This is a genomic window from Paraburkholderia bryophila (genome assembly GCF_003269035.1).
GTDB lineage: Bacteria > Pseudomonadota > Gammaproteobacteria > Burkholderiales > Burkholderiaceae > Paraburkholderia > Paraburkholderia bryophila.
In genome coordinates, this window is sequence record NZ_QLTK01000007.1 from 169,992 (window position 1) to 188,024 (window position 18,033).

An 18,033-nucleotide genomic window follows, 5' to 3' on the forward strand; every position below is an offset into this window, starting at 1 on the left:
CCTGCCGCGCGCGACGCGCTTCGTCCTGTAATATCGGTGTTGGGCCGCGACGCATATGTTGCGATGCGGCATCGCGCGACGGGCAACGCACCCGTCGCAGCCGATCACCGGAGACATGCATTGACCCAACGCCCAGCCTCGCCGGCCAGCCTCGGCCGGCCCGATGTCATCGCGCAAGCTCACGCCCGTTCGGTCGAGATCGGCCTGCGTGCGTCGGAAACGCCGGACTTTCATCCGCTGCGTCAGCCGGTGTTGCGCGAACTCATCGAGCGCAATCAATCGCTTTACACGCATGCATTACCGGTCATGGAAACGCTGCACGCGCAGATCGTCGACACGCAAAGCATGGTGCTGCTTACCGATAGCCATGGCGTGATCCTGCATAGTCTCGGCGACAGCGACTTCGTCGAGAAAGCCAATCGCGTTGCGTTGTGTCCGGGCGTGTCGTGGGCCGAAGCGGATCGCGGCACCAATGCGATCGGCACGGCGCTGGTCGACGGGCAACCCACCGTCGTGCATGGCGGCGAGCATTTCCTGCATGCCAACCGGATTCTCACCTGTTCGTGCGCGCCGATTGCCGATCCGTTCGGGCGCACCATCGGCGCGCTCGACGTGAGCGGCGACACGCGCGGCTTTCATAAGCACACGCTCGCGCTCGTCAGAATGTCGGCGCAGATGATCGAAAATCATCTGTTCTCCAATCAGTTCGCGGATGCGATCCGGGTCCACTTTCACGCGCGCGCGGAGTTCATCGGCACACTGTTCGAAGGGCTCGCGGCGTTTGCACCGGACGGCCGGTTTCTGTCGGCCAATCGCAGCGCGCTGTTTCAATTCGGGCAACCGCTCGCCGACCTGCAACGGCAACCGATCGATGCGCTGTTCGGTATCGGGTTCGCCAAGCTGCTGCAGCAGATCACCCGCGCGCCTGGTGAAAGTATCGAGTTGACGTTGCCGAGCGGCGTGCGGGTGGTGGCGCGCGGCGAGTATGCGACGCCGCGTTATGTCGCGCCGGCGGAGAGTCTTGCGGGTTCGTCGCGCGAGTTTGGAACCGGGGCGGGACAGGCGGCCTTCACGGCGGCGCAGCAGCGAGGCGAGCCCGTTCCGCTCGCGACGCTGGAAACGCTCGACACCGGCGACGCGTACATGGCCGCCGTGCTGCGGCGGGTAGCCAAACTGCGGGGCCGCGATATTCCCCTTCTCGTGCTCGGCAAGACCGGCACCGGCAAGGAATGGCTCGCGCGCGCGATCCATCACGATTCGCCGCGACGGGCCGCGCCGTTCGTCGCGTTGAATTGCGCGTCGCTGCCGGACACGCTGATCGAAGCGGAACTGTTCGGCTACGAAGACGGCGCGTTCACCGGCGCGAAAAAGCGCGGCAGTGTGGGCAAGATCGTGCAGGCCGACGGCGGCACGCTGTTCCTCGACGAAATCGGCGACATGCCGCTCGCGCAGCAAGTGCGGCTGATGCGGGTGCTGCAGGAGCGCACCGTCGTGCCGCTCGGCGGCACGCGCGCGATTCCGGTCGATCTGCGCGTCATCTGCGCGACGCACCGCAATCTGCGTGAAATGATCGAGGCGGGGACCTTTCGGGAAGACCTGTATTACCGGATCAACGGACTCGTCGTCACGTTGCCGGCGCTGCGCGAGCGCAGCGATCTGGCGACGCTCGTGACGCGCATGCTGGCCTTGCAGCCGGATGGCGAACGTCTGCCGCGGCGCGTATCGGCCGCCGTGCTCGAACGTTTTGCGCAGTGCCGCTGGCCAGGCAATTTGCGGCAGATGGCCAACGTGCTGCGCACCGCGAGCATCATGGCCGAAGGCGCGGAGCAGATCGAGCTCGATGATTTGCCGGAAGACTTTTTGCTGGATTGTGTCGATGTGGCGGGCGGTGAGGCCGGGCGACCGTCGGCGGCGGTGGAGCGTTGCGCGGACGGCGACGCTCGCGTCGGTCGCGTCACGACGCAATCGCCTGCGCGAATGGAGGATTGGCAGGCTACATTGATCGCGCAAACGCTCGCTCGGCTCGGCGGCAATGTGTCGGCGGCGGCACGCGAGTTAGGGCTGGCGCGCAATACGGTGTACCGGTATTTGCGGCGCACCGGGGCGGCTCATTGAGGTGGGGTGCTGAGGTTGCGCGTTGAGCCGGCTCGCCAAGGCGAACAATCAACGCAGCACCGTGTAAAGTGTGACGCAATCCGTCACAGACTCACACGATGTCCGATTCCACCCGCCCGCCGCTGGTTCGCATCGAACCGCTCGGCCAAAGCTTCGAAGCCCCCGACTCGCTGACCATTCTCGAAGCCGCCGGTTTTGCCCATCTACGTTTGCCGCGCTCATGCCGCAATGGCACGTGCCGCACGTGTATGTGCCGGATGACGGCGGGACGCGTGCGCTACACGATCGAGTGGCCGGGGCTAAGCCGCGAAGAAAAGACCGAAGGCTATATCTTGCCGTGCGTGGCGATCGCGGAAACCGACGTGGTGTTGGACATCCCCGATGCGATTGAGCTGGCGCCGCTGAAATGAACGCGGCGCTTGCCGCGTCCTTTCACCGATGCTCGCCAGACTGGCCTACCGCGAGTTGCCCATTGCCCGGGCAATTTTCTTGTCCGTGGTGTACTGGCTCAGCGCGTACACCGACCAGATCGCAGCCGGAATCCAGCCGATTACCGTGAGTTGCAGCAACAGACAGATGATCCCCGCGAACGGACGACCGATGGTGAAGAACTGAAACCACGGCAAAACGATGGCAAGCAAGAGACGCATTCGGAATTCCTGACTGGATGATGATGATGAAGGCAAGCGTTATTCAGGCGCGAATGCGGCGGCAATCAAGACCGCTACAGCATTACTGCGAACCCAAACGCAAACAGAAACACTAACGCCTAATTGATCGGCGCAAAGCGCGGCATTTTAACGCCGTCGACGTCGACCAGCTCGAAAAACACCGAAGCCGGACGCGTCCAGATCGAACCATTGGCCGCTTTGTACACGATCATCGTGATCGTAGGATCGGACTCCAGCGTCGCCTCGCAAACCAGTTCGTACAGACCGCCTTTGTAGTGCCGGTAGCGCACCATTCGAATGCTCCTTCGTTGAATTGAAAACCGCGGCGCGCGAGGTTCGCGACGCTCGCCGCGTCCCTTGCAGGAAGGTCGTTCCGAGCTCAGCCGCCCTCTTTCATCTGCTTCAGAATCTTGTAGACGGTGGCGCGTCCCATCGTCAGCACGGCCGCCACGTAATTCGCCGAACTGCGGCCGCGAAATGCGCCCTGCGCATGCAGCGCTTCGACGATTTCACGCTTGTGCTCGCGCGTGAGCGCGTTGACGCCGATCTGCCGCTCGCGCAGCCACGTGTGCAGGTACGTATTGATGCGGTCCTGCCAGTCGTCGCGGAACAGGTCCTCCGAGGGCGCGTCCGACAGCGTGCCGCCCTTGATGAACAGATCGAGCGTCGAGCGCACGTCTTCGAACACCGCGATGTTGAAGTTGATGCACAACATGCCGGCCGGCTTGCGCTCGTCGTCGAACAGGATGTTGCTCACGCAGCGCATGCGCCGGCCGTCCCAGTTCAGCTTCTCGTACGGACCGATGGTCTGGCCGCGTGCCGCATAGTGGACTTCGTCGAGCACCGACGGGCCGCCCACCTCGAGCTTCGACAGATTGTTCACGAGGTAGACGATGGTCTGATCGCGCAGGTCGTGTATCACCACTTCGGCACACGGGTAGAACAGCGCCGCGATACCGTCGGCGATGGGAGCGTAGCGCTCCAGCAGCAGGTCTTTCACAGGAGACACGGTTGTCTTGCGCATTAGAAAATCGCAGTGTTCGAAGGACGCCGCGTGCCCGCCATGCCGGATGGCCTCGCGCGGCAACTCGACATTGTAGCCACCCGGCCCGGCCGCCGCGACCGCCGCACCGATCACGCCCTCAAAAACCGGCAGCGCACGCAACGCCGCCATCGCGCACGGCGAATTTTGTTCGCGTGGCGAGCGCTTTTTTTTCGTGCGATAAAAGGCCATCTATTTCACGGAGCAACAGATGGCCACGCTCGAAGCGTTTCGCGCCGTGCTCGATGACGAAGGCACGCCGGAAATCATCCGCAATCACATCATCGATTCGCTGCAGTACGCGCTGCGCAATCACGGACAGATCTTTACGTCGAAGGAAGTGGAATGGCTGGCGGCCTGGGATGACGCGCGCATTCCGCTGGCGGCGTCGCGCGAGTTACAGAAGCGCGTTGCCGAGACGACCCGCTGAGGCGGTACGCCGCTCGCCACGACCAACCGCGGTGCGCTCAACGATGCACCGAACGTCGCGCCGGCCGCTCGATGACGCGTGACGGCACGCAACGGCTGCGTGGGCGCCCCGCCCGTGTCCGTCGCGTTTCGCTCAAAGCCCCGCCAGCCGGGCCGTCGGCTCGCGCGTGGAACTTTTCGCTATCCAATAAGCCCCATTTAGTGCATCATATTGGAATAGCTGCATTCCGAATTCGCACTGTCGGGAGCAAAAAGCGGCAGCAACACGCAACACCCAGGTAACACCGGGCCGTCTCAAACCCGCATCTCCGCACCACCCTCGACTGTTCGACCGCCGCCTGTCGGCGATCCCGTCACTCCGGCAATGCGCTGCATGCATGCGCCGTCGCGAGTTGTGCAGCTGAGTGGTTCAGCTTTTACGCGCCCGATGTCCGCGCGACATCAGCGTGTTTCTTCTCCATCGAATCCGCGATTTTGCGCGGCCGCGCTCAAGCCCTTGCCATCGGGCCTGTGCCAACCTTTTTCCATGGCGGCGCGCCCCAGGGTGCTGCGCTGCCCGGCCTGTCGTAGCGCGCGTAACACGCGTGACACGCCGGCCACGTAATACAGGACACGTGCTTCATGAATTCAGTTGTCAAGACGTACAAGGGTTATGAAATTCACCCGCTCGTCTATCCGCGCCGTCCGGCGGACGGTCAAACGGGCCGCAATCCGGACGCGGGCTACGACGCGTCGGTGCGCATCTGCCGCGTGGGCGCCAATCCGGCGGCCGACGGCCGGGTATTCCGTCTGCAGTATCTGTTTCCGTTCGACGGTACGGGCAAGGCGCGCATCGCGTGCATGGCTCACGCCGAACAACTGATCGACGGCCGAGTAGACGGCCAGTCCGTCGCCGATCTTTGAGCGGTACTATCAGCGCATAGGCTGATGCCGCAAGGCAACGGGCCTGAAAGCCAGTTGTCAACATTCGTAATCCCTGCTGTGCACCCGGCCTCGCCGGGGACCAGCAACCCGCTATCCCATCGACCAGGAGTTATGCATGGCGAAAGAAGAACTGCTTGAACTTGACGGTATCGTCGACGAAGTACTTCCGGACAGCCGTTACCGCGTGACGCTCGACAACGGCGTCGTGGTTGGCGCTTACGCGTCCGGGCGCATGCGCAAGAATCACATCCGTATTCTCGCGGGTGACCGCGTTACGCTGGAACTGTCGGTCTACGACCTGACCAAAGGCCGGATCAATTTCCGTCACAAAGACGAGCGCGCCAGCGGTGGCGGTGCAGCCCGTAACAATTCGCAATTCCGTCGCCGTTAAGACGGACGGCACACTGAGCGCGTTGCACATGGCGCCGGTGTGATCGATTGCAGTCAGTTGTACGCGAAGCCTTTCGCGCGCCTTCTCCGGCTTGACTCGTTGAATCGAGCCTGAGCGGCGCGCTGCGGCGACGTTCGCTCATTTGTCTGCCCCTGCCTGCCTCTTTCAGCGGCAATGGCGTTTCACACCCTCGCGACCTTGAACGGCGCCAGGCGCTTCTGTTTCCGTCCCTACTCCTATCTTCTGAATACCGCACCGAGATCCTCGCCGGCGGCGCTTTGGCGCACCTGCGCGATCACGCGCTCTTCCAGTTCAGCGAGATGCTCGCGCATCGCCGCTAACGCCTCTTGCAGGTCGCCTGCGTCGAGCGCCTCGATGATTCGCAGGTGTTCGTCCGCGGAGCAGGACGAGCCTTTCGACGGGTCGAACAAGGCTTTGTAGAGCTCGGTCTTCGCGACGAGCTGGCCGACCAGTCCCAACAATTCCGTGCCGCCCGCCAGCTCCGTCAAGAGCACGTGAAACTGGCCCGCGAGACGCACCGATTCGTCGATCGCGCCAGCGCGCGCCGCTTTTTCCTCGCTGCGCACATGCGCGCGCAGACGACGCTTGTGCGCGGCGCTCAACGCCCCGCACAGCGCCGTGACGATCCCTGCCTCGACGATCTGCCGCGCGCGATACACCTGGCGAATGTCCTGCTCCGACGGCGATGGCACGAACGCGCCGCGATTCGCCTCCAGCACCAGCTTGCCCTCGAAGCCCAGGCGCGCCAGCACTTTGCGCAGCGCGCCGCGCGTGCAGCCGAAGGCGGCGGCGAGATCCCGCTCGACCAGTTGCGCGCCCGGCCGCAAACGGCCTTGCAACAACGCCGCGGTGATCGACGCGTAGATGCGCTGCTCGACGCCGACGGGATCGTCTGCCGGTGCGCTAAGGCTGGCCGTTGCGGTGTCTGCGGGCGGTGAGCGAGGGGAACGTGAGGCCATGGTTTCGGTGACGGGTGTGAGTGGTGACCAGGTGATAACTGCGCGGTGAGCCGTGACCAGGCGATAGCCAGGCACAAACCAGGCAATCACCCGGCGCGCCGCCGCGCGTTGAAAACCGCGTACCGGCGCCGGGCATTCTAGCGGCGACGCCGCACCTGCGCCATCCGCTTATGTCGTGCGCTATACCGGTCATTGCAAAAATGGTCAACCATTTCAGGTTATTATGGTTAACCAAAAATGCGTTTGCGTGATTTTTCGTAGCACGTAAGTCTCCTTGCCTTCGCTCGCCGCGCCAACTTTCTTACGGGCGCCCCCGCGCGGACGGTGCCGCTCTTCTCTCTCCCAGGTCTATAGTGAATTCGCACTCCAGCGCCAGCCCAACTCCCCGCCACACGAACGACGCATCCCGACCACTCACCTGGCAGGACGCGCTGTGGCTCGGCGCGGTCGTCGTCATCGGCGTGAATTTGCGGCCGTTGTTGACGTCGATCAGTCCGTTGATGACCACGATTCGGGCGGCCACCGGGCTGAGCTTTTACGGCGCGTCCTTGCTGACCAGCTTGCCGGTGGTGGCAATGGGCATCGGTGCGTTCGGCGCGGGCGCATTGACCCGCGTGCTCGGCGAAACTCGTGGCGTCGCGCTGGGCTTGCTGGCGATCGCGCTCGCGTGCGGCGCGCGCTGGGCCACCGCCAGCGGCGCGGCGCTGTTGTTGAGCGCCGCGCTCGCCGGGGTCGGCGTCGCCGCCGTGCAGGCGTTGTTGCCGGCCGTCATGAAGCAGCGCTTTCACGCGCGTGTGCCGCTCGCCATGGGGGTATTCTCGGCGTCGATCATGGGTGGCGGCGGGTTGGGCGCACGCCTGAGTCCGTGGGTGAGCAACGCGCTGGGGTCCTGGCACGCAGGCCTCGCGGTGTGGGCGTTGCCCGCCGTGGTCGCACTGGCTTGCTGGCTGGGATTGAACCGGCGGCGCGCGGGCGTGTCTTCGGGCGTGTCTTCGAACTCCCCGTCAAACGTGCCTTCGACACGTGGCCCATCGAGCGAATCTTCGAGCCATCTTCCGAATCAACCTTCCTCGCCAAGCCCCGCGCGCCTTCCTTCCCACGCCTCCACGCTCCACCCGCCGCTCTGGCGCAAACGCCGCGCATGGACGCTGGGTCTGTTCTTCGGCATCGTCAACGGCGGTTACACCAGCCTCGTCGCATGGCTCCCGGCGTTCTATCAGCAACGCGGCGTCAGCGTCACGGATAGCGGCTCGCTGCTGGCCGGCATGACGGTCTTCCAGGCGGCCGCGGCCCTGTTGTTGCCGCTTGCCGCGGCGTCGTTCCGGGATCGGCGGCCGTGGCTGGTGCTCGGCCTGTCCGCGCAACTCATCGGACTGCTCGGACTGATTGCATGTCCCGATACGGCCGCGTGGCTGTGGGTCGGCGTCGCCGGTGCCGGACTCGGCGGCACGTTCTCGCTGACGCTCGTCACCGCGATGGATCATTCCGCCGACCACCGCATCGCCGGCAAGCTGGTCGCGTTCACCCAGGGCGTCGGCTTCGTGGTCGCCGCGATCGCGCCGATGCTTGCCGGCATGGCGCGCGGTTGGACCGGTAGTTTCGGGGCCGCCTGGGTGATGCTGGCAGTCGGTGTCGTCGCGATGATCGGGCTGAGCCTGCTGTTTTCGCCGCGCAGCTATGACCGGTGGAATTGACCGGGCAGATTCGTTTTTCGCCATTCCTCCGCAGCCGCTCATTTGAAAAATGACGCGGCAATTGAACGGTGAGCGTCAAGCTTGCCGACTCGACAAAACCCACCTGCTTCTGTTCACCAACCTTCCTGCCGCGTCCGCTCTGGACGCGACTCACGCGCGCCTGCCGCGCCCGTCGCACATTCAGTCCTACAGGCTGGGTAATTCCTCCGACACACAAATAGAATTGCCTGATTGCTTAACCTGATCAGGATATTTAATCTCCTGATCGAGCTAATTTTTCAAATGCCCTGCAAAACCGCGGTGGCTCGGTTCATCGCGGCGAAACGGGAACGTCAACGCCGAGCCCTGGCAGCAGCGATTAGTTAGCGATCCTGATCCAGCCGTACGAGGGCTGCATCGGGCGAGACAGTCATTTTCATTTGTCGTACGAGGTAGAACAAGATGCAAAAAGAGAGACATGAAAGCGGGAGCGAAACGTCCCGCACAACGATCGCGGCACTGGCCGCGTCGCGATCCATCATCACCGCACGCCGAACGTTGGTTTGCGCCGCCGCGCTGTCGCTTTCGCTGACACTCGCCGCCTGCGGCGGCAGCAACGGCAGCGGCACGATCGGTTCGGGCGCGGGCGACGAAGCCGCGGCGCCTGCCGCCAACGCCGACATCGAAACCTCGGCGGCGCTCGCCGCGGAGTCGACCAGCGTGCCGCTCGCGTTGTCGTTGAAAATGAAGACCGACGGACTCGAACCCGACGCCAGCAACGACCGCTTCATCGTCAAATATCGCGACGGCACCGCCGAACGCGACTCGACCTCGGCGGTGCAATCGAGACTGCAGAAACTGTCGGCGGCGTTCCCTGCCAAGGCACACCATTTCCGCCGCACCGGCATTGGCGCCGACGTCGTGACGACCGGACGCAAGCTGAACATGAAAGAGGCGAAGGCGTTCATGCGCGCCATCGCCTCGGACCCGAACGTCGACTATATCGAGGCCGATCGCGAGATGTCCACGACGATGGCACCGAACGATCCCGACTACAGCCGGCAATGGAGTCTGAGCTCGAACCAGAAAGCCGGCAGCGGCTATCCGGGCATTCGCGCCGAAGGCGCATGGGACATGGCAAACGGCGCCGGCGCCGTGATCGCGGTCGTCGACAACGGCACCACCAGCCATGCCGACCTGAACCCGAACATCCTGCCCGGTTATGACTTCACCGCCACCCATCGCGGCGGCAACGGCACCAACCCCGGCATCATCACCGAGACCTGCGCGGTCGATTGGCACGGCACGCATGTCGCCGGCATCGCGGCCGCGCTGACCAACAACGGCTACGGCGGCGCCGGCGTGGCGCCCGGCGCCAAGGTCGTGCCGGTGCGAGTCATGAACGCATGCGGCCGGGGCTACACGTCCGACATCGCCGACGGCATCGTCTGGGCGGCCGGCGGCACGGTGTCGGGCGTGCCCGCCAACACGCACCCCGCGAAGATCATCAACCTGAGCCTGGGCGGCCTCGGCGGCTGCGAAAGCACGCTGCAGAATGCGCTCGACTTCGCCGTCTCGCGCGGCGCCACGGTCGTTGCCGCGGCAGGCAACAACGCAACGAGCGCAACGAAGTTTTCGCCGGCCAACTGCCGCAACGTCATTAGTGTGGGCGGCAGCAACCGTTGGGGCTCGCGCTGGGTCGACTCGAACTATGGACCGACGGTGGATATCGCCGCGCCCGGCGACTCGATCTGGTCGACCTATAACAACGGCGCCGTCACACCCGGTACGGAGGGGTACGCCTATGCCTCGGGCACGTCGATGGCGGCGCCGGCGGTGAGCGGCGTACTTGCGCTGATGCAGTCGGTGGCGCCCACCCCGCTCACCCCCATCGAATTGCGGACCTTGCTTGCACAGAACGTGCAGCCGTTTCCCGGCGGCAAGCCCGACCAACCGATCGGCGCCGGGATTCTGGATGCCACCGCTGCGGTCGCGGCGGCACGGCTGGGGAAAATTCCGGCAGCGGCGAACTTCAGTTGCAAGCAAAGCGACAAGCTGATGCACGTGTCGTGCACGGACCTGTCGACCGCGCGCGGCGCACCGATCCGTTCGTGGGCATGGAACTTCGGCACGGCGGCGGGCGACACGGTCACCACGAAATCGACCAACCCCGAGCTCGATTTCGAGCAACCTGGCACGTACGAGTTCACGCTGACGGTGACGGACGCCAATGGCGGTATCAGCAAGGTGACGCGTCCCTTCGAGGTCGAACCGATGCGGGTCACGAACATTGCCGACGACGGAAGCGCGGTGAGATTCCCGATGAGCGCCGGCGACAAGCAGTATTTTTCGGTGACGATTCCGCCAGACGCGAGAAGTTCGGTGGCGCCAGTCGGCGTTAAAAGCCTGACCTTCACGCTGTCGCCCGACACACCGCGCGACGTGGCCACCCTGTTGCTGAAAAGCGGAACGGCTTCGATGGCCAATCCGAGTTGTACGTCGGTCATGTCGGGCGGAAAGCCGGCCGTTTGCGTGGTGAATGGCGTTGGGATCGGCACGTACTACGTGCTGGTGAGCAGCGCATCCGCGATCGATAACGTGTCGATCAAGGCTGTCTCGCTCTACTACTACCAATAGGCCACTGCGCCGCCCAGGTCGGAACGCGGGCGCCTGCATGCGGCAATCGCGTCATGCAGCCGCATCAGGCACCCGCGTTCCACACCCATCGCTCAACAGAAACCCAGGTCGCGTGTCGAAACAAAGTCTCTCCCTGCTGTCTCGCGACGAAACCGCCGCGAGTTTCGACGCACTCGTTGCGCGGGCCGACGTTCTTTTCTCCGCGCGTCACATGAATGCGGCGATGAGCCTCTACTGTCGCGCATTGCTCCAGCATCCAGACAACGTGCATGCCTTGCATCGCATGGCCCTCGCGTGTGTTCATACGGCCGAACTGAGCCGCGCGCGTTACTTCTTCGCGCAAGCCGTGCGCGCCGCGCCGAACCACACGGAACTCTGGGAACACGCGGGCTTGGCTGCGGCGATGCAAGACGATCACGCAGCAGCCGAGGCGTATTACCGTCGCGCGTTGGAGTCGAGCGTCGGGACGGCGAGCCTGCATCGCAACCTCGCCGACAGTCTGCGGCTCGCCGGCCATCTCACCGAGGCCATCACGCATTACGAGCGGGCGCTTGAAATCGAGCCGTTTCTACATCATGCACTGCGCTCGGCCGCGCGGCTCGCCACCGCACTCGGCAGAACCCGCGACGCCGCCACTTACTGGTTACGCGCATGGGCGCAAGATCCGGCGCGTCTGCAGGACGGCTTCGATCTGGTCGCCGCGCTCGCCCGCGACAATCGCCACCGCGAACTCGAGGACGTGGTCGAACAACTGAGAGCCCGCTGCGGCCATCACGCCGAGTCGCTCAAAACGCTCGCCTTCGTATTGAACAGCCACGACCGTTTCCGCGACGCGCTCAGCGTCGCCCGACAGGGCCTCGCGGTCGATCCTCAGCATCCGCTACTGCATCACAACGCGGCGCGCGCGCTGAGCATGCTCGGCCGTCTCGCGGAGAGCCTGCCGCACGGTCTCGAAGCGGCGCGGTTGCTGCCCGACAACGCCCACCTGCAATTTCAACTGGCGGGCGTACAACTCGGCCTCGGCGATTTCGTGGCCGGATGGCGGCGTTATAAATGGTTCTACGCGCTGCCGGGCAAGGAAAAAGAGCGGGTTCACGCGAGCTTTCCCGCGTGGCGAGGCGAACCCGTCGCAGGGTGCCAGTTCCTGCTCGTCGGCGAACAAGGCCGTGGCGACGAAATCCAGTGCCTGCGCTTCGCGGCCTGGTTGCATCGGCAAGGCGCCACCGTAGACTTGCTTGTCAGCCAGCCGATAGCGGCGCTCGCAGCGAGCATGACCGGCGTGCGGACCGTTTTCACTACGTTGCCGCCGGGTTTCTACCACTATCATTGCCTGATGCTCGGCATGCCGGAGCCGATGAAACTCGACGTCCCGATGCTGCCCATCGCCATGCCCTACCTCACCCCGGACCCGTGCAAGACGCGGGACTGGCAGGCCCGTCTCGAAGCGATCTCTCCACGCGCAGGGAACGCGAAACGCAAACGCGTCGGCATCGTATGGGCGGGCAATCCGGCTCACGCACTCGACCGTTTTCGCTCCATGCCTCTCGACGCGTTGAAGCCGCTGTTCGCGCTCGCGAACATCTCGTGGTATTCGCTGCAGAAAGGCGAACCGGAGCATGACAGCGCAGCGCTGGCGAGTACGCACCGCGATCTGCATACGCTCGGCCCGGTCATTCACGACTTTGCCGACACGCTCGCGATCCTGCCTTCGCTCGACCTGCTGATCACCGTCGACACGTCGGTCGCCCATCTCGCCGGCGCGGCGGCGTTGCCGGTCTGGGTCATGGTGCCCGCCCACGGCGAATGGCGATGGTTGACCGAGCGCACCGACAGCCCCTGGTATCCGTCCATGCGTCTGTTCCGCCAACCTGAGCCGGGCGAGTGGGCGCCTGTCGTCGACGACATCGCCGACGCACTGCGCGCATGGCGCGATGTGCCGCTTCGGTGCACGCCGTCCGGATGCCCCGCCCGGGTGCAGACGGAAGAGTCCACCGTCGCGGCAACCCCGTGCTTACGCTGACTGCAGCGCACGTTGCGACGACTGGCATAGCCGTTGCTTTAACCTTAGCCAGTCGTCGATAAACCTACTCCATGCTGCGTGTTCTCCTCGTCACCGATACCGACAAGCCCATAGGCGATCTGCGTGACACTCTCGCCCGGCTCGGCTACGACATGCTGGCCGGCACGGCAACGCCGCAAGCGCTGCACCGCACGGTGGAAAGCGAGCGGCCCGATGTGATCATCGTCGACACCGAGTCGCCCTCGCGAGATACGCTCGAACAACTCGCGGTGATGAACGCCACCGCGCCGCGTCCGGTGCTGATGTTTAGCCACGACGCCAACCAGCAGCTCATCCGCGACGCGGTCGGCGCGGGCGTCACCGCGTATCTGGTCGAAGGGCTCGCCACCGAGCGGCTTGCACCGATCCTCGAAGTCGCGCTCGCACGCTTCGCGCAGGAATCGCAATTGCGCGAGCGCCTCGCGCAAGCCGAAAACGAATTGGCCGAACGCAAGCTGATCGATCGCGCCAAACGTCTGCTGATGGATCAGCAGAATCTCACCGAACCCGCCGCCTATGCCAACCTGCGCAAACGCGCGATGAATCAGGGCGTCAAACTCGCCGAGATCGCGCGCGCAATCGTCGCGTCGGCCGATCTGCTCAAATGAAGTGCCGCTCATGAACTCTTCTTCCTCTTTCACCGCACCGGCTTCGTCGGGTCAACTCGAGAAGACCCATTTGCGGCTCGGTTTCGTGGCGCTTTCGGACGCCGCGCCGCTGATCGCCGCGAAGCTGCTCGAATTCGGTCACGCGCACGGGCTGACGCTGGAGCTATGCCGTCAGCCGTCGTGGGCCGCCGTGCGCGACAAACTGCTGTCCGGCGATCTCGACGCGGCGCATGCGCTGTACGGGCTCGTCTACGGCGTCCAGTTGGGTTTGGGTGGTCCGCAAACGGACATGGCCGTGCTGATGGTGCTCAACCGCAACGGCCAGGCAATCACACTGTCGAACCGTCTCGCCGCCGCGCTCGCCGAGCATGGCACGCTACCCACGGCGCTGGCGACGCTCGGCCGCAAGCCCGTGTTCGCGCAGACCTTTCCGACCGGCACGCACGCCACATGGCTGTACTACTGGCTCGCCTCGCAAGGGGTGGATCCATTGCGCGATATCGATAGTGTGGCAATTCCGCCGCCGCAAATGGTCGCCGCGCTGGCCGACGACAAACTCGACGGTCTGTGTGTCGGCGAACCCTGGAACGCGCAGGCCGAGGCTGACGGCGTCGGCAAAACGGTGGCTTATTCGAGCGAGGTCTGGCCCGATCATCCGGAGAAAGTGCTGGCCTGTCGGCGCGATTTTGCCGCAGCGCATCCGAATACCGCGCGCGCGCTCGTTCAAACCCTGCTCGAAGCGTGCCGCTGGCTCGACGGGCCGGGGCATCGCGACGAAATCGCGCACTGGCTCGCGCGGCCCGATTACATCGGCATCGACGCGGCGCTGATTGCCGCGCGGCTAGGCGGCGACATCGCCGTGTCCGCGCCGCGCGGCCTGCCGGTGCGTTTCTTCGACGATGGCACGGTGAACTATCCGCATCCGTTCGAGGGCGCGTGGTTCCTCACGCAATTCGAGCGATGGGGCATGATCGACGCGCGCACGGACTACGACGCGATCGCGGCGCGCATCAATCAGACGCAGTTGTATCGCGAGGCGGCGACCGGTATGAACGTCGCGGTGCCGGGCGACAACGTGGCGCAGCGCGTGTTGATCGACGGCAAGGTGTGGGGGCGTGACACGCCATCCGCCGCGTATGCGTCGAGTTTTCCGATTCGGCGTTGACGCAACCTCATTCACCCTCACACGGCGGAAACAGCACACTCACCACCAGCCCGCCACCGTGTGCATCGGTCAACGCAATCAACGCGCCATGCACGCGCGCGATTTCCCGCACGATCGACAAACCCAGTCCGCTACCCTCCACCGCCTGCGTCGCTTCGCTGCGATAGAAGCGCTCGAACACCGCTTCGCGTTCGCCGGCTGCAATACCCGGCCCGTTATCGATCACCTGCAACAGCGGCTGCCCGCGTTCGGTCGCGACCCGCACCGTGATTACCGCGCCATCGCCAGAATAGCGGATCGCGTTGTCGATCAGATTGCCGACCAGCTCCGCGAGCAGATCGACCTGCCCCGTCACGTCGATCCGCACCTCCTGTTCGAAACCCAGATCGATGCCGCGCGAGCGTGCCACCGGCGACCAGTCGAGCGTCACACTACGCGCGACTTGATGCAGCGGCACCGCGGCATGCTTGACGGTATAGCCGCTGTCCGCGTCGAGCCGCGAGAGCGACAGCAACTGCTGCACGATTCGCCCCGCCTGCTGCACCGCGCCGTTCAGCCGCCGCAAATGCACGCCTTGCCGACGGTTGCCGCCGGCGTTTTCCTCGACGCCGTCGAGATCGCGCAAGGCCAGTTCGGATTCCGCCTGGATCACGGCCAACGGCGTTTTCAACTGATGCGCGGCGTCGTTGAAAAACCGCCGGCGCGACGACTGCATCAACTGCGTGCGGCCAATGTACTGATTGATCGAATCGACCAGCGGCGTCACCTCGCTCGGCAAGCCGACCGTATCGAGCGGCACCGGATCGTCTTCGGCACGCGCGGCGACTTTCGCCGACAGACGATTCAGCGGCCGCAAGCCGCGCGCGACACCCAGCCACACAATGCCCAGCGCCAGCACCACCAGCAAGCCTTCCTGCTGCAACGAACCGGTCAGAATCTCACGCGCCAACGCCTGGCGCGGTTCGATCGTTTCGCCGACCCGCACCAGCACGACCCGCGTCTGCGCGCTCGGCACGTCGTGCACCGGCAACCGGAGCATGGCGATGCGCAGCGGCCGGCCGCGAAACTCGTCGTCGTAGAACTGCACGCTGTAGGGTTCGGCCGGCAGTTTGCGAGGATTCGGCAGATCGGGATAACCCGTCACCACGCGGCCACCCTCCTCGCGAATCTGGTAGTAGATGTTGCCGCCGCCGTTCGATTCGAACATTTCCAGCGCGAGATACGGCAGGTCCACTTCGATTTCGCCGTCGCGCAAACGGATGCCGTCGCGGATCGAGCGCAACGAGAATTCGAGCGTGCGGTCGAACGCGTCGTGGGCCGCATTCATGGCGCGTTGATAGGTGAGCCACGCGTCGAAGGCGAGGAGTAAAAGCAGCGGCAACAGCAACCAGAGCGCGACCCGCACGCGCAGATTCGGCTGCTTCATGCGCCCCGTGCTTCCAGCAGATAGCCGAGTCCACGCAGCGTCACGATGCCGACCGAACTGTGTTCGAGTTTCTTGCGCAGACGGTGGACGTAAATCTCGATCGCATCCGCATTCACGGATTCGTCGAGCCCGAAAATTTTCTCGGACAGTGTGTCTTTATTGATCGCGCGACCGTTGCGCAGAATCAGCACTTCCAGCACCGAACGCTCGCGCGGGGTCAGCGCCAGCGGCTCGCCGCCGAGCGTGAAGCCGCGGTCCACGCTGTCGTACTGCAGCGTGCCGCACTGCGCACGCTGCGGCTCCTGCCCATGACTGCGGCGCAATAGCGCGCGAGCCCGCGCTTCGAGTTCGGTCAGCGCGAACGGTTTGGCCAGATAGTCGTCCGCGCCGAGGTCGAGACCGCGCACGCGCTCCTCCACCGAGCCATGCGCTGTCAGCATCAATACCGGCACGGCGTTGCGCCGCGCGCGCAGACGCCGCAGCACTTCGAGACCGTCCAGCTTGGGCAGGCCGATGTCGAGAATCACCAGCGCGTAGTCTTGCGTGCGCAAGACGTGGTCGGCGGATTCGCCGTCATGCATGCAGTCGACGGTGAGTTTCGCGCCGGTCAGCGCGTCGGTTAGCGAACGGGAAAGGATCGGATTGTCTTCGACGAGCAGCACACGCATAACCAGAATCCCAGGGAAATCCATGAGGCGAATTCGACCATTGTGACGCATTTCCTTCGAAAAATGAAAGCTTTCAGAAAGCGATCTTCTCTTACCATTCGCCTACACAAAATCAACACGAAGTTTTCTGGAGGAAGACGTGCACAACGCTTTGAAGGCTCTCGCCATTGCTGTCGCATTCGCCGCAAACCCAACCTGGTCGGCCATTCCGGCCGGTTATCCGGGCGACTATCAGAGCACGGTAGACGGCGCGAAGAAGGAAGGCAAACTGATCGTCTACTCGGTCACGGATACTGCTTTGGTGCGCTCGCTTATCAAGGACTTTGAAAGCCTGTACGGCATCAAGGTCGAATACAACGACATGAACAGCACCGAGCTCTACAACCGCTATATCAGCGAAAACGCGGCCAGCAGCACCAGCGCCGACGTGCTGTGGAGCTCGGCCATGGACCTGCAGGTCAAGCTCGTCAACGACGGGTTGATGGCCTCGTACGAATCGCCCGAAGCGAAGCACTTGCCGCAATGGGCGCAATACCAGAAGCAGGCGTACGGCACCACGTACGAGCCACTGGCGATCGTCTACAACAAGCGTCTCGTGCCGGCCGGCGACGTCCCGCAAACGCGCGCCGATCTGATCAAACTGCTGCAGGCCAAAGCCGATCAGTTCAAAGGCAAGGTCACGACTTACGACATCGAAAAGTCGGGTGTGGGCTTCAACTATCTGACGCAAGACGCGCGCGTGAACCCGCAGGTCACGTGGGATCTGGTGAAGGCGATAGGCGCCACCGGTCCGAAATTGCAGTCGAGCACCGGCGCGATGATGGAGCGCATCTCGTCGGGTGAAAACCTGATCGGCTACAACATTCTCGGGTCGTACGCGCTGACCAAGGCGAAGAAGGACCCGTCGATCGGCTATGTCTACCCGAAGGACTACACGCTGGTGGTGAGCCGCCTTGTGACGATTTCGAAAAAGGCGCAAAGCCCGAACGCCGCGAAGCTGTGGGTCGATTATCTGCTGTCGCAACGCGGCCAGACGCTGCTGGCGAATCAGGCCAGCCTGTTCTCGATTCGCGCCGACGTGGACGGCGAAACGTCGATGGCCGGCCTGACGAAGCAGCTCGGCGATTCGCTCAAGCCGATCCCGATCGGCGCGGGCCTGCTGGTCTACCTCGACCAGTCCAAGCGCCTCGAATTCCTCAAGCAATGGCAACAGTCCATCAAGCGTTAAGCACGCGCGTTTAACGC

General features: G+C 64.1%; 17 protein-coding genes. 11 read left to right on the top strand and 6 right to left on the bottom strand.

Going from position 1 to position 18,033, the window contains the following annotated elements:
* Window positions 1-120: 120 nt before the first annotated feature.
* Together BX591_RS14330 and BX591_RS14335 are read left to right on the top strand one after the other, a co-directional pair.
* Window positions 121-2,115, top strand: a complete 1,995-nt coding sequence (locus BX591_RS14330; protein ID WP_111932093.1) for a sigma-54-dependent Fis family transcriptional regulator — start codon at window positions 121-123, stop codon at window positions 2,113-2,115.
* 98 nt (window positions 2,116-2,213) lie between these two features.
* A complete protein-coding gene (locus BX591_RS14335; protein WP_111932094.1) occupies window positions 2,214-2,525 on the top strand; it encodes a 2Fe-2S iron-sulfur cluster-binding protein in 312 nt (103 codons plus the stop codon).
* A gap of 45 nt (window positions 2,526-2,570) precedes the next feature.
* Here the strand turns inward: BX591_RS14335 and BX591_RS14340 are convergent, their stop codons facing one another.
* The 3 genes from BX591_RS14340 to BX591_RS14350 all read right to left on the bottom strand — a co-directional run bounded on the left by BX591_RS14340 (window position 2,571) and on the right by BX591_RS14350 (window position 3,810).
* Window positions 2,571-2,765, bottom strand: coding sequence for a YqaE/Pmp3 family membrane protein (locus BX591_RS14340; protein WP_035557981.1), 195 nt, complete (start codon window positions 2,763-2,765; stop codon window positions 2,571-2,573).
* A 119-nt stretch (window positions 2,766-2,884) separates the two neighbouring features.
* Window positions 2,885-3,079 carry a DUF1653 domain-containing protein gene (locus tag BX591_RS14345; protein WP_111932095.1) on the bottom strand — a complete coding sequence of 65 codons (195 nt, stop codon included), beginning with the start codon at window positions 3,077-3,079 and terminating at the stop codon, window positions 2,885-2,887.
* 86 nt (window positions 3,080-3,165) lie between these two features.
* Window positions 3,166-3,810, bottom strand: a complete 645-nt coding sequence (locus tag BX591_RS14350) for a helix-turn-helix transcriptional regulator (protein ID WP_035563390.1) — start codon at window positions 3,808-3,810, stop codon at window positions 3,166-3,168.
* 229 nt (window positions 3,811-4,039) lie between these two features.
* Here BX591_RS14350 and BX591_RS14355 point away from each other — a divergent pair, with 229 nt between their 5' ends.
* From BX591_RS14355 to infA, 3 genes are all read left to right on the top strand, one after another.
* Window positions 4,040-4,258 carry a hypothetical protein gene (locus BX591_RS14355; protein WP_111932096.1) on the top strand — a complete coding sequence of 73 codons (219 nt, stop codon included), beginning with the start codon at window positions 4,040-4,042 and terminating at the stop codon, window positions 4,256-4,258.
* Window positions 4,259-4,878: 620 nt separating this feature from the next.
* On the top strand, window positions 4,879-5,160 hold the full coding sequence (locus BX591_RS14360) for a hypothetical protein (protein ID WP_093635985.1): 282 nt from the start codon (window positions 4,879-4,881) through the stop codon (window positions 5,158-5,160).
* Window positions 5,161-5,296: 136 nt separating this feature from the next.
* Window positions 5,297-5,572 carry a translation initiation factor IF-1 gene (gene infA / locus BX591_RS14365; protein WP_105506354.1) on the top strand — a complete coding sequence of 92 codons (276 nt, stop codon included), beginning with the start codon at window positions 5,297-5,299 and terminating at the stop codon, window positions 5,570-5,572.
* Window positions 5,573-5,808: 236 nt separating this feature from the next.
* Here infA and BX591_RS14370 read toward each other — a convergent pair whose 3' ends face one another.
* Window positions 5,809-6,552, bottom strand: a complete 744-nt coding sequence (locus tag BX591_RS14370; RefSeq protein WP_244146968.1) for a GntR family transcriptional regulator — start codon at window positions 6,550-6,552, stop codon at window positions 5,809-5,811.
* A 353-nt stretch (window positions 6,553-6,905) separates the two neighbouring features.
* Between BX591_RS14370 and BX591_RS14375 the strand changes: the two genes are divergently transcribed.
* The 5 genes from BX591_RS14375 (at window position 6,906) to BX591_RS14395 (ending at window position 14,694) form a co-directional block, all read left to right on the top strand.
* Entirely contained in the window at window positions 6,906-8,246 is a 1,341-nt protein-coding gene (locus BX591_RS14375; RefSeq protein ID WP_244146969.1) for an MFS transporter, read from the top strand.
* 441 nt (window positions 8,247-8,687) lie between these two features.
* Window positions 8,688-10,862 carry a S8 family serine peptidase gene (locus BX591_RS14380; protein WP_208459619.1) on the top strand — a complete coding sequence of 725 codons (2,175 nt, stop codon included), beginning with the start codon at window positions 8,688-8,690 and terminating at the stop codon, window positions 10,860-10,862.
* Window positions 10,863-10,974: 112 nt separating this feature from the next.
* On the top strand, window positions 10,975-12,882 hold the full coding sequence (locus BX591_RS14385; RefSeq protein ID WP_244146970.1) for a tetratricopeptide repeat protein: 1,908 nt from the start codon (window positions 10,975-10,977) through the stop codon (window positions 12,880-12,882).
* A 71-nt stretch (window positions 12,883-12,953) separates the two neighbouring features.
* Entirely contained in the window at window positions 12,954-13,529 is a 576-nt protein-coding gene (locus BX591_RS14390) for an ANTAR domain-containing response regulator (protein ID WP_111932098.1), read from the top strand.
* 10 nt (window positions 13,530-13,539) lie between these two features.
* Complete coding sequence (locus BX591_RS14395; protein WP_111932099.1) at window positions 13,540-14,694, top strand: CmpA/NrtA family ABC transporter substrate-binding protein; 1,155 nt, start codon at window positions 13,540-13,542, stop codon at window positions 14,692-14,694.
* A 7-nt stretch (window positions 14,695-14,701) separates the two neighbouring features.
* Here BX591_RS14395 and BX591_RS14400 read toward each other — a convergent pair whose 3' ends face one another.
* Window positions 14,702-16,120, bottom strand: coding sequence for a sensor histidine kinase (locus BX591_RS14400; RefSeq protein WP_111932100.1), 1,419 nt, complete (start codon window positions 16,118-16,120; stop codon window positions 14,702-14,704).
* The gene (locus tag BX591_RS14405) at window positions 16,117-16,812 is read right to left on the bottom strand and encodes a response regulator (protein WP_081936221.1); all 696 of its coding nucleotides are present in this window, start codon (window positions 16,810-16,812) and stop codon (window positions 16,117-16,119) included. The genes BX591_RS14400 and BX591_RS14405 overlap by 4 nt, the downstream gene beginning before the upstream one ends.
* Before the next feature lie 115 nt (window positions 16,813-16,927).
* Here BX591_RS14405 and BX591_RS14410 point away from each other — a divergent pair, with 115 nt between their 5' ends.
* Window positions 16,928-18,016, top strand: coding sequence for an ABC transporter substrate-binding protein (locus BX591_RS14410; RefSeq protein WP_111932101.1), 1,089 nt, complete (start codon window positions 16,928-16,930; stop codon window positions 18,014-18,016).
* Window positions 18,017-18,033: the final 17 nt, after the last annotated feature.

Excerpts from the sequence above, each read along its gene's own strand:
- BX591_RS14335 (WP_111932094.1), top strand. The coding sequence starts at position 2,214 with ATGTCCGATTCCACCCGCCCGCCGCTGGTTCGCATCGAACCGCTCGGC.
- BX591_RS14340 (WP_035557981.1), bottom strand. The coding sequence starts at position 2,765 with ATGCGTCTCTTGCTTGCCATCGTTTTGCCGTGGTTTCAGTTCTTCACC.
- BX591_RS14345 (WP_111932095.1), bottom strand. The coding sequence starts at position 3,079 with ATGGTGCGCTACCGGCACTACAAAGGCGGTCTGTACGAACTGGTTTGC.
- BX591_RS14350 (WP_035563390.1), bottom strand. The coding sequence starts at position 3,810 with ATGCGCAAGACAACCGTGTCTCCTGTGAAAGACCTGCTGCTGGAGCGC.
- BX591_RS14355 (WP_111932096.1), top strand. The coding sequence starts at position 4,040 with ATGGCCACGCTCGAAGCGTTTCGCGCCGTGCTCGATGACGAAGGCACG.
- BX591_RS14360 (WP_093635985.1), top strand. The coding sequence starts at position 4,879 with ATGAATTCAGTTGTCAAGACGTACAAGGGTTATGAAATTCACCCGCTC.
- infA (WP_105506354.1), top strand. The coding sequence starts at position 5,297 with ATGGCGAAAGAAGAACTGCTTGAACTTGACGGTATCGTCGACGAAGTA.
- BX591_RS14370 (WP_244146968.1), bottom strand. The coding sequence starts at position 6,552 with ATGGCCTCACGTTCCCCTCGCTCACCGCCCGCAGACACCGCAACGGCC.
- BX591_RS14380 (WP_208459619.1), top strand. The coding sequence starts at position 8,688 with ATGCAAAAAGAGAGACATGAAAGCGGGAGCGAAACGTCCCGCACAACG.
- BX591_RS14390 (WP_111932098.1), top strand. The coding sequence starts at position 12,954 with ATGCTGCGTGTTCTCCTCGTCACCGATACCGACAAGCCCATAGGCGAT.
- BX591_RS14395 (WP_111932099.1), top strand. The coding sequence starts at position 13,540 with ATGAACTCTTCTTCCTCTTTCACCGCACCGGCTTCGTCGGGTCAACTC.
- BX591_RS14400 (WP_111932100.1), bottom strand. The coding sequence starts at position 16,120 with ATGAAGCAGCCGAATCTGCGCGTGCGGGTCGCGCTCTGGTTGCTGTTG.
- BX591_RS14405 (WP_081936221.1), bottom strand. The coding sequence starts at position 16,812 with ATGGATTTCCCTGGGATTCTGGTTATGCGTGTGCTGCTCGTCGAAGAC.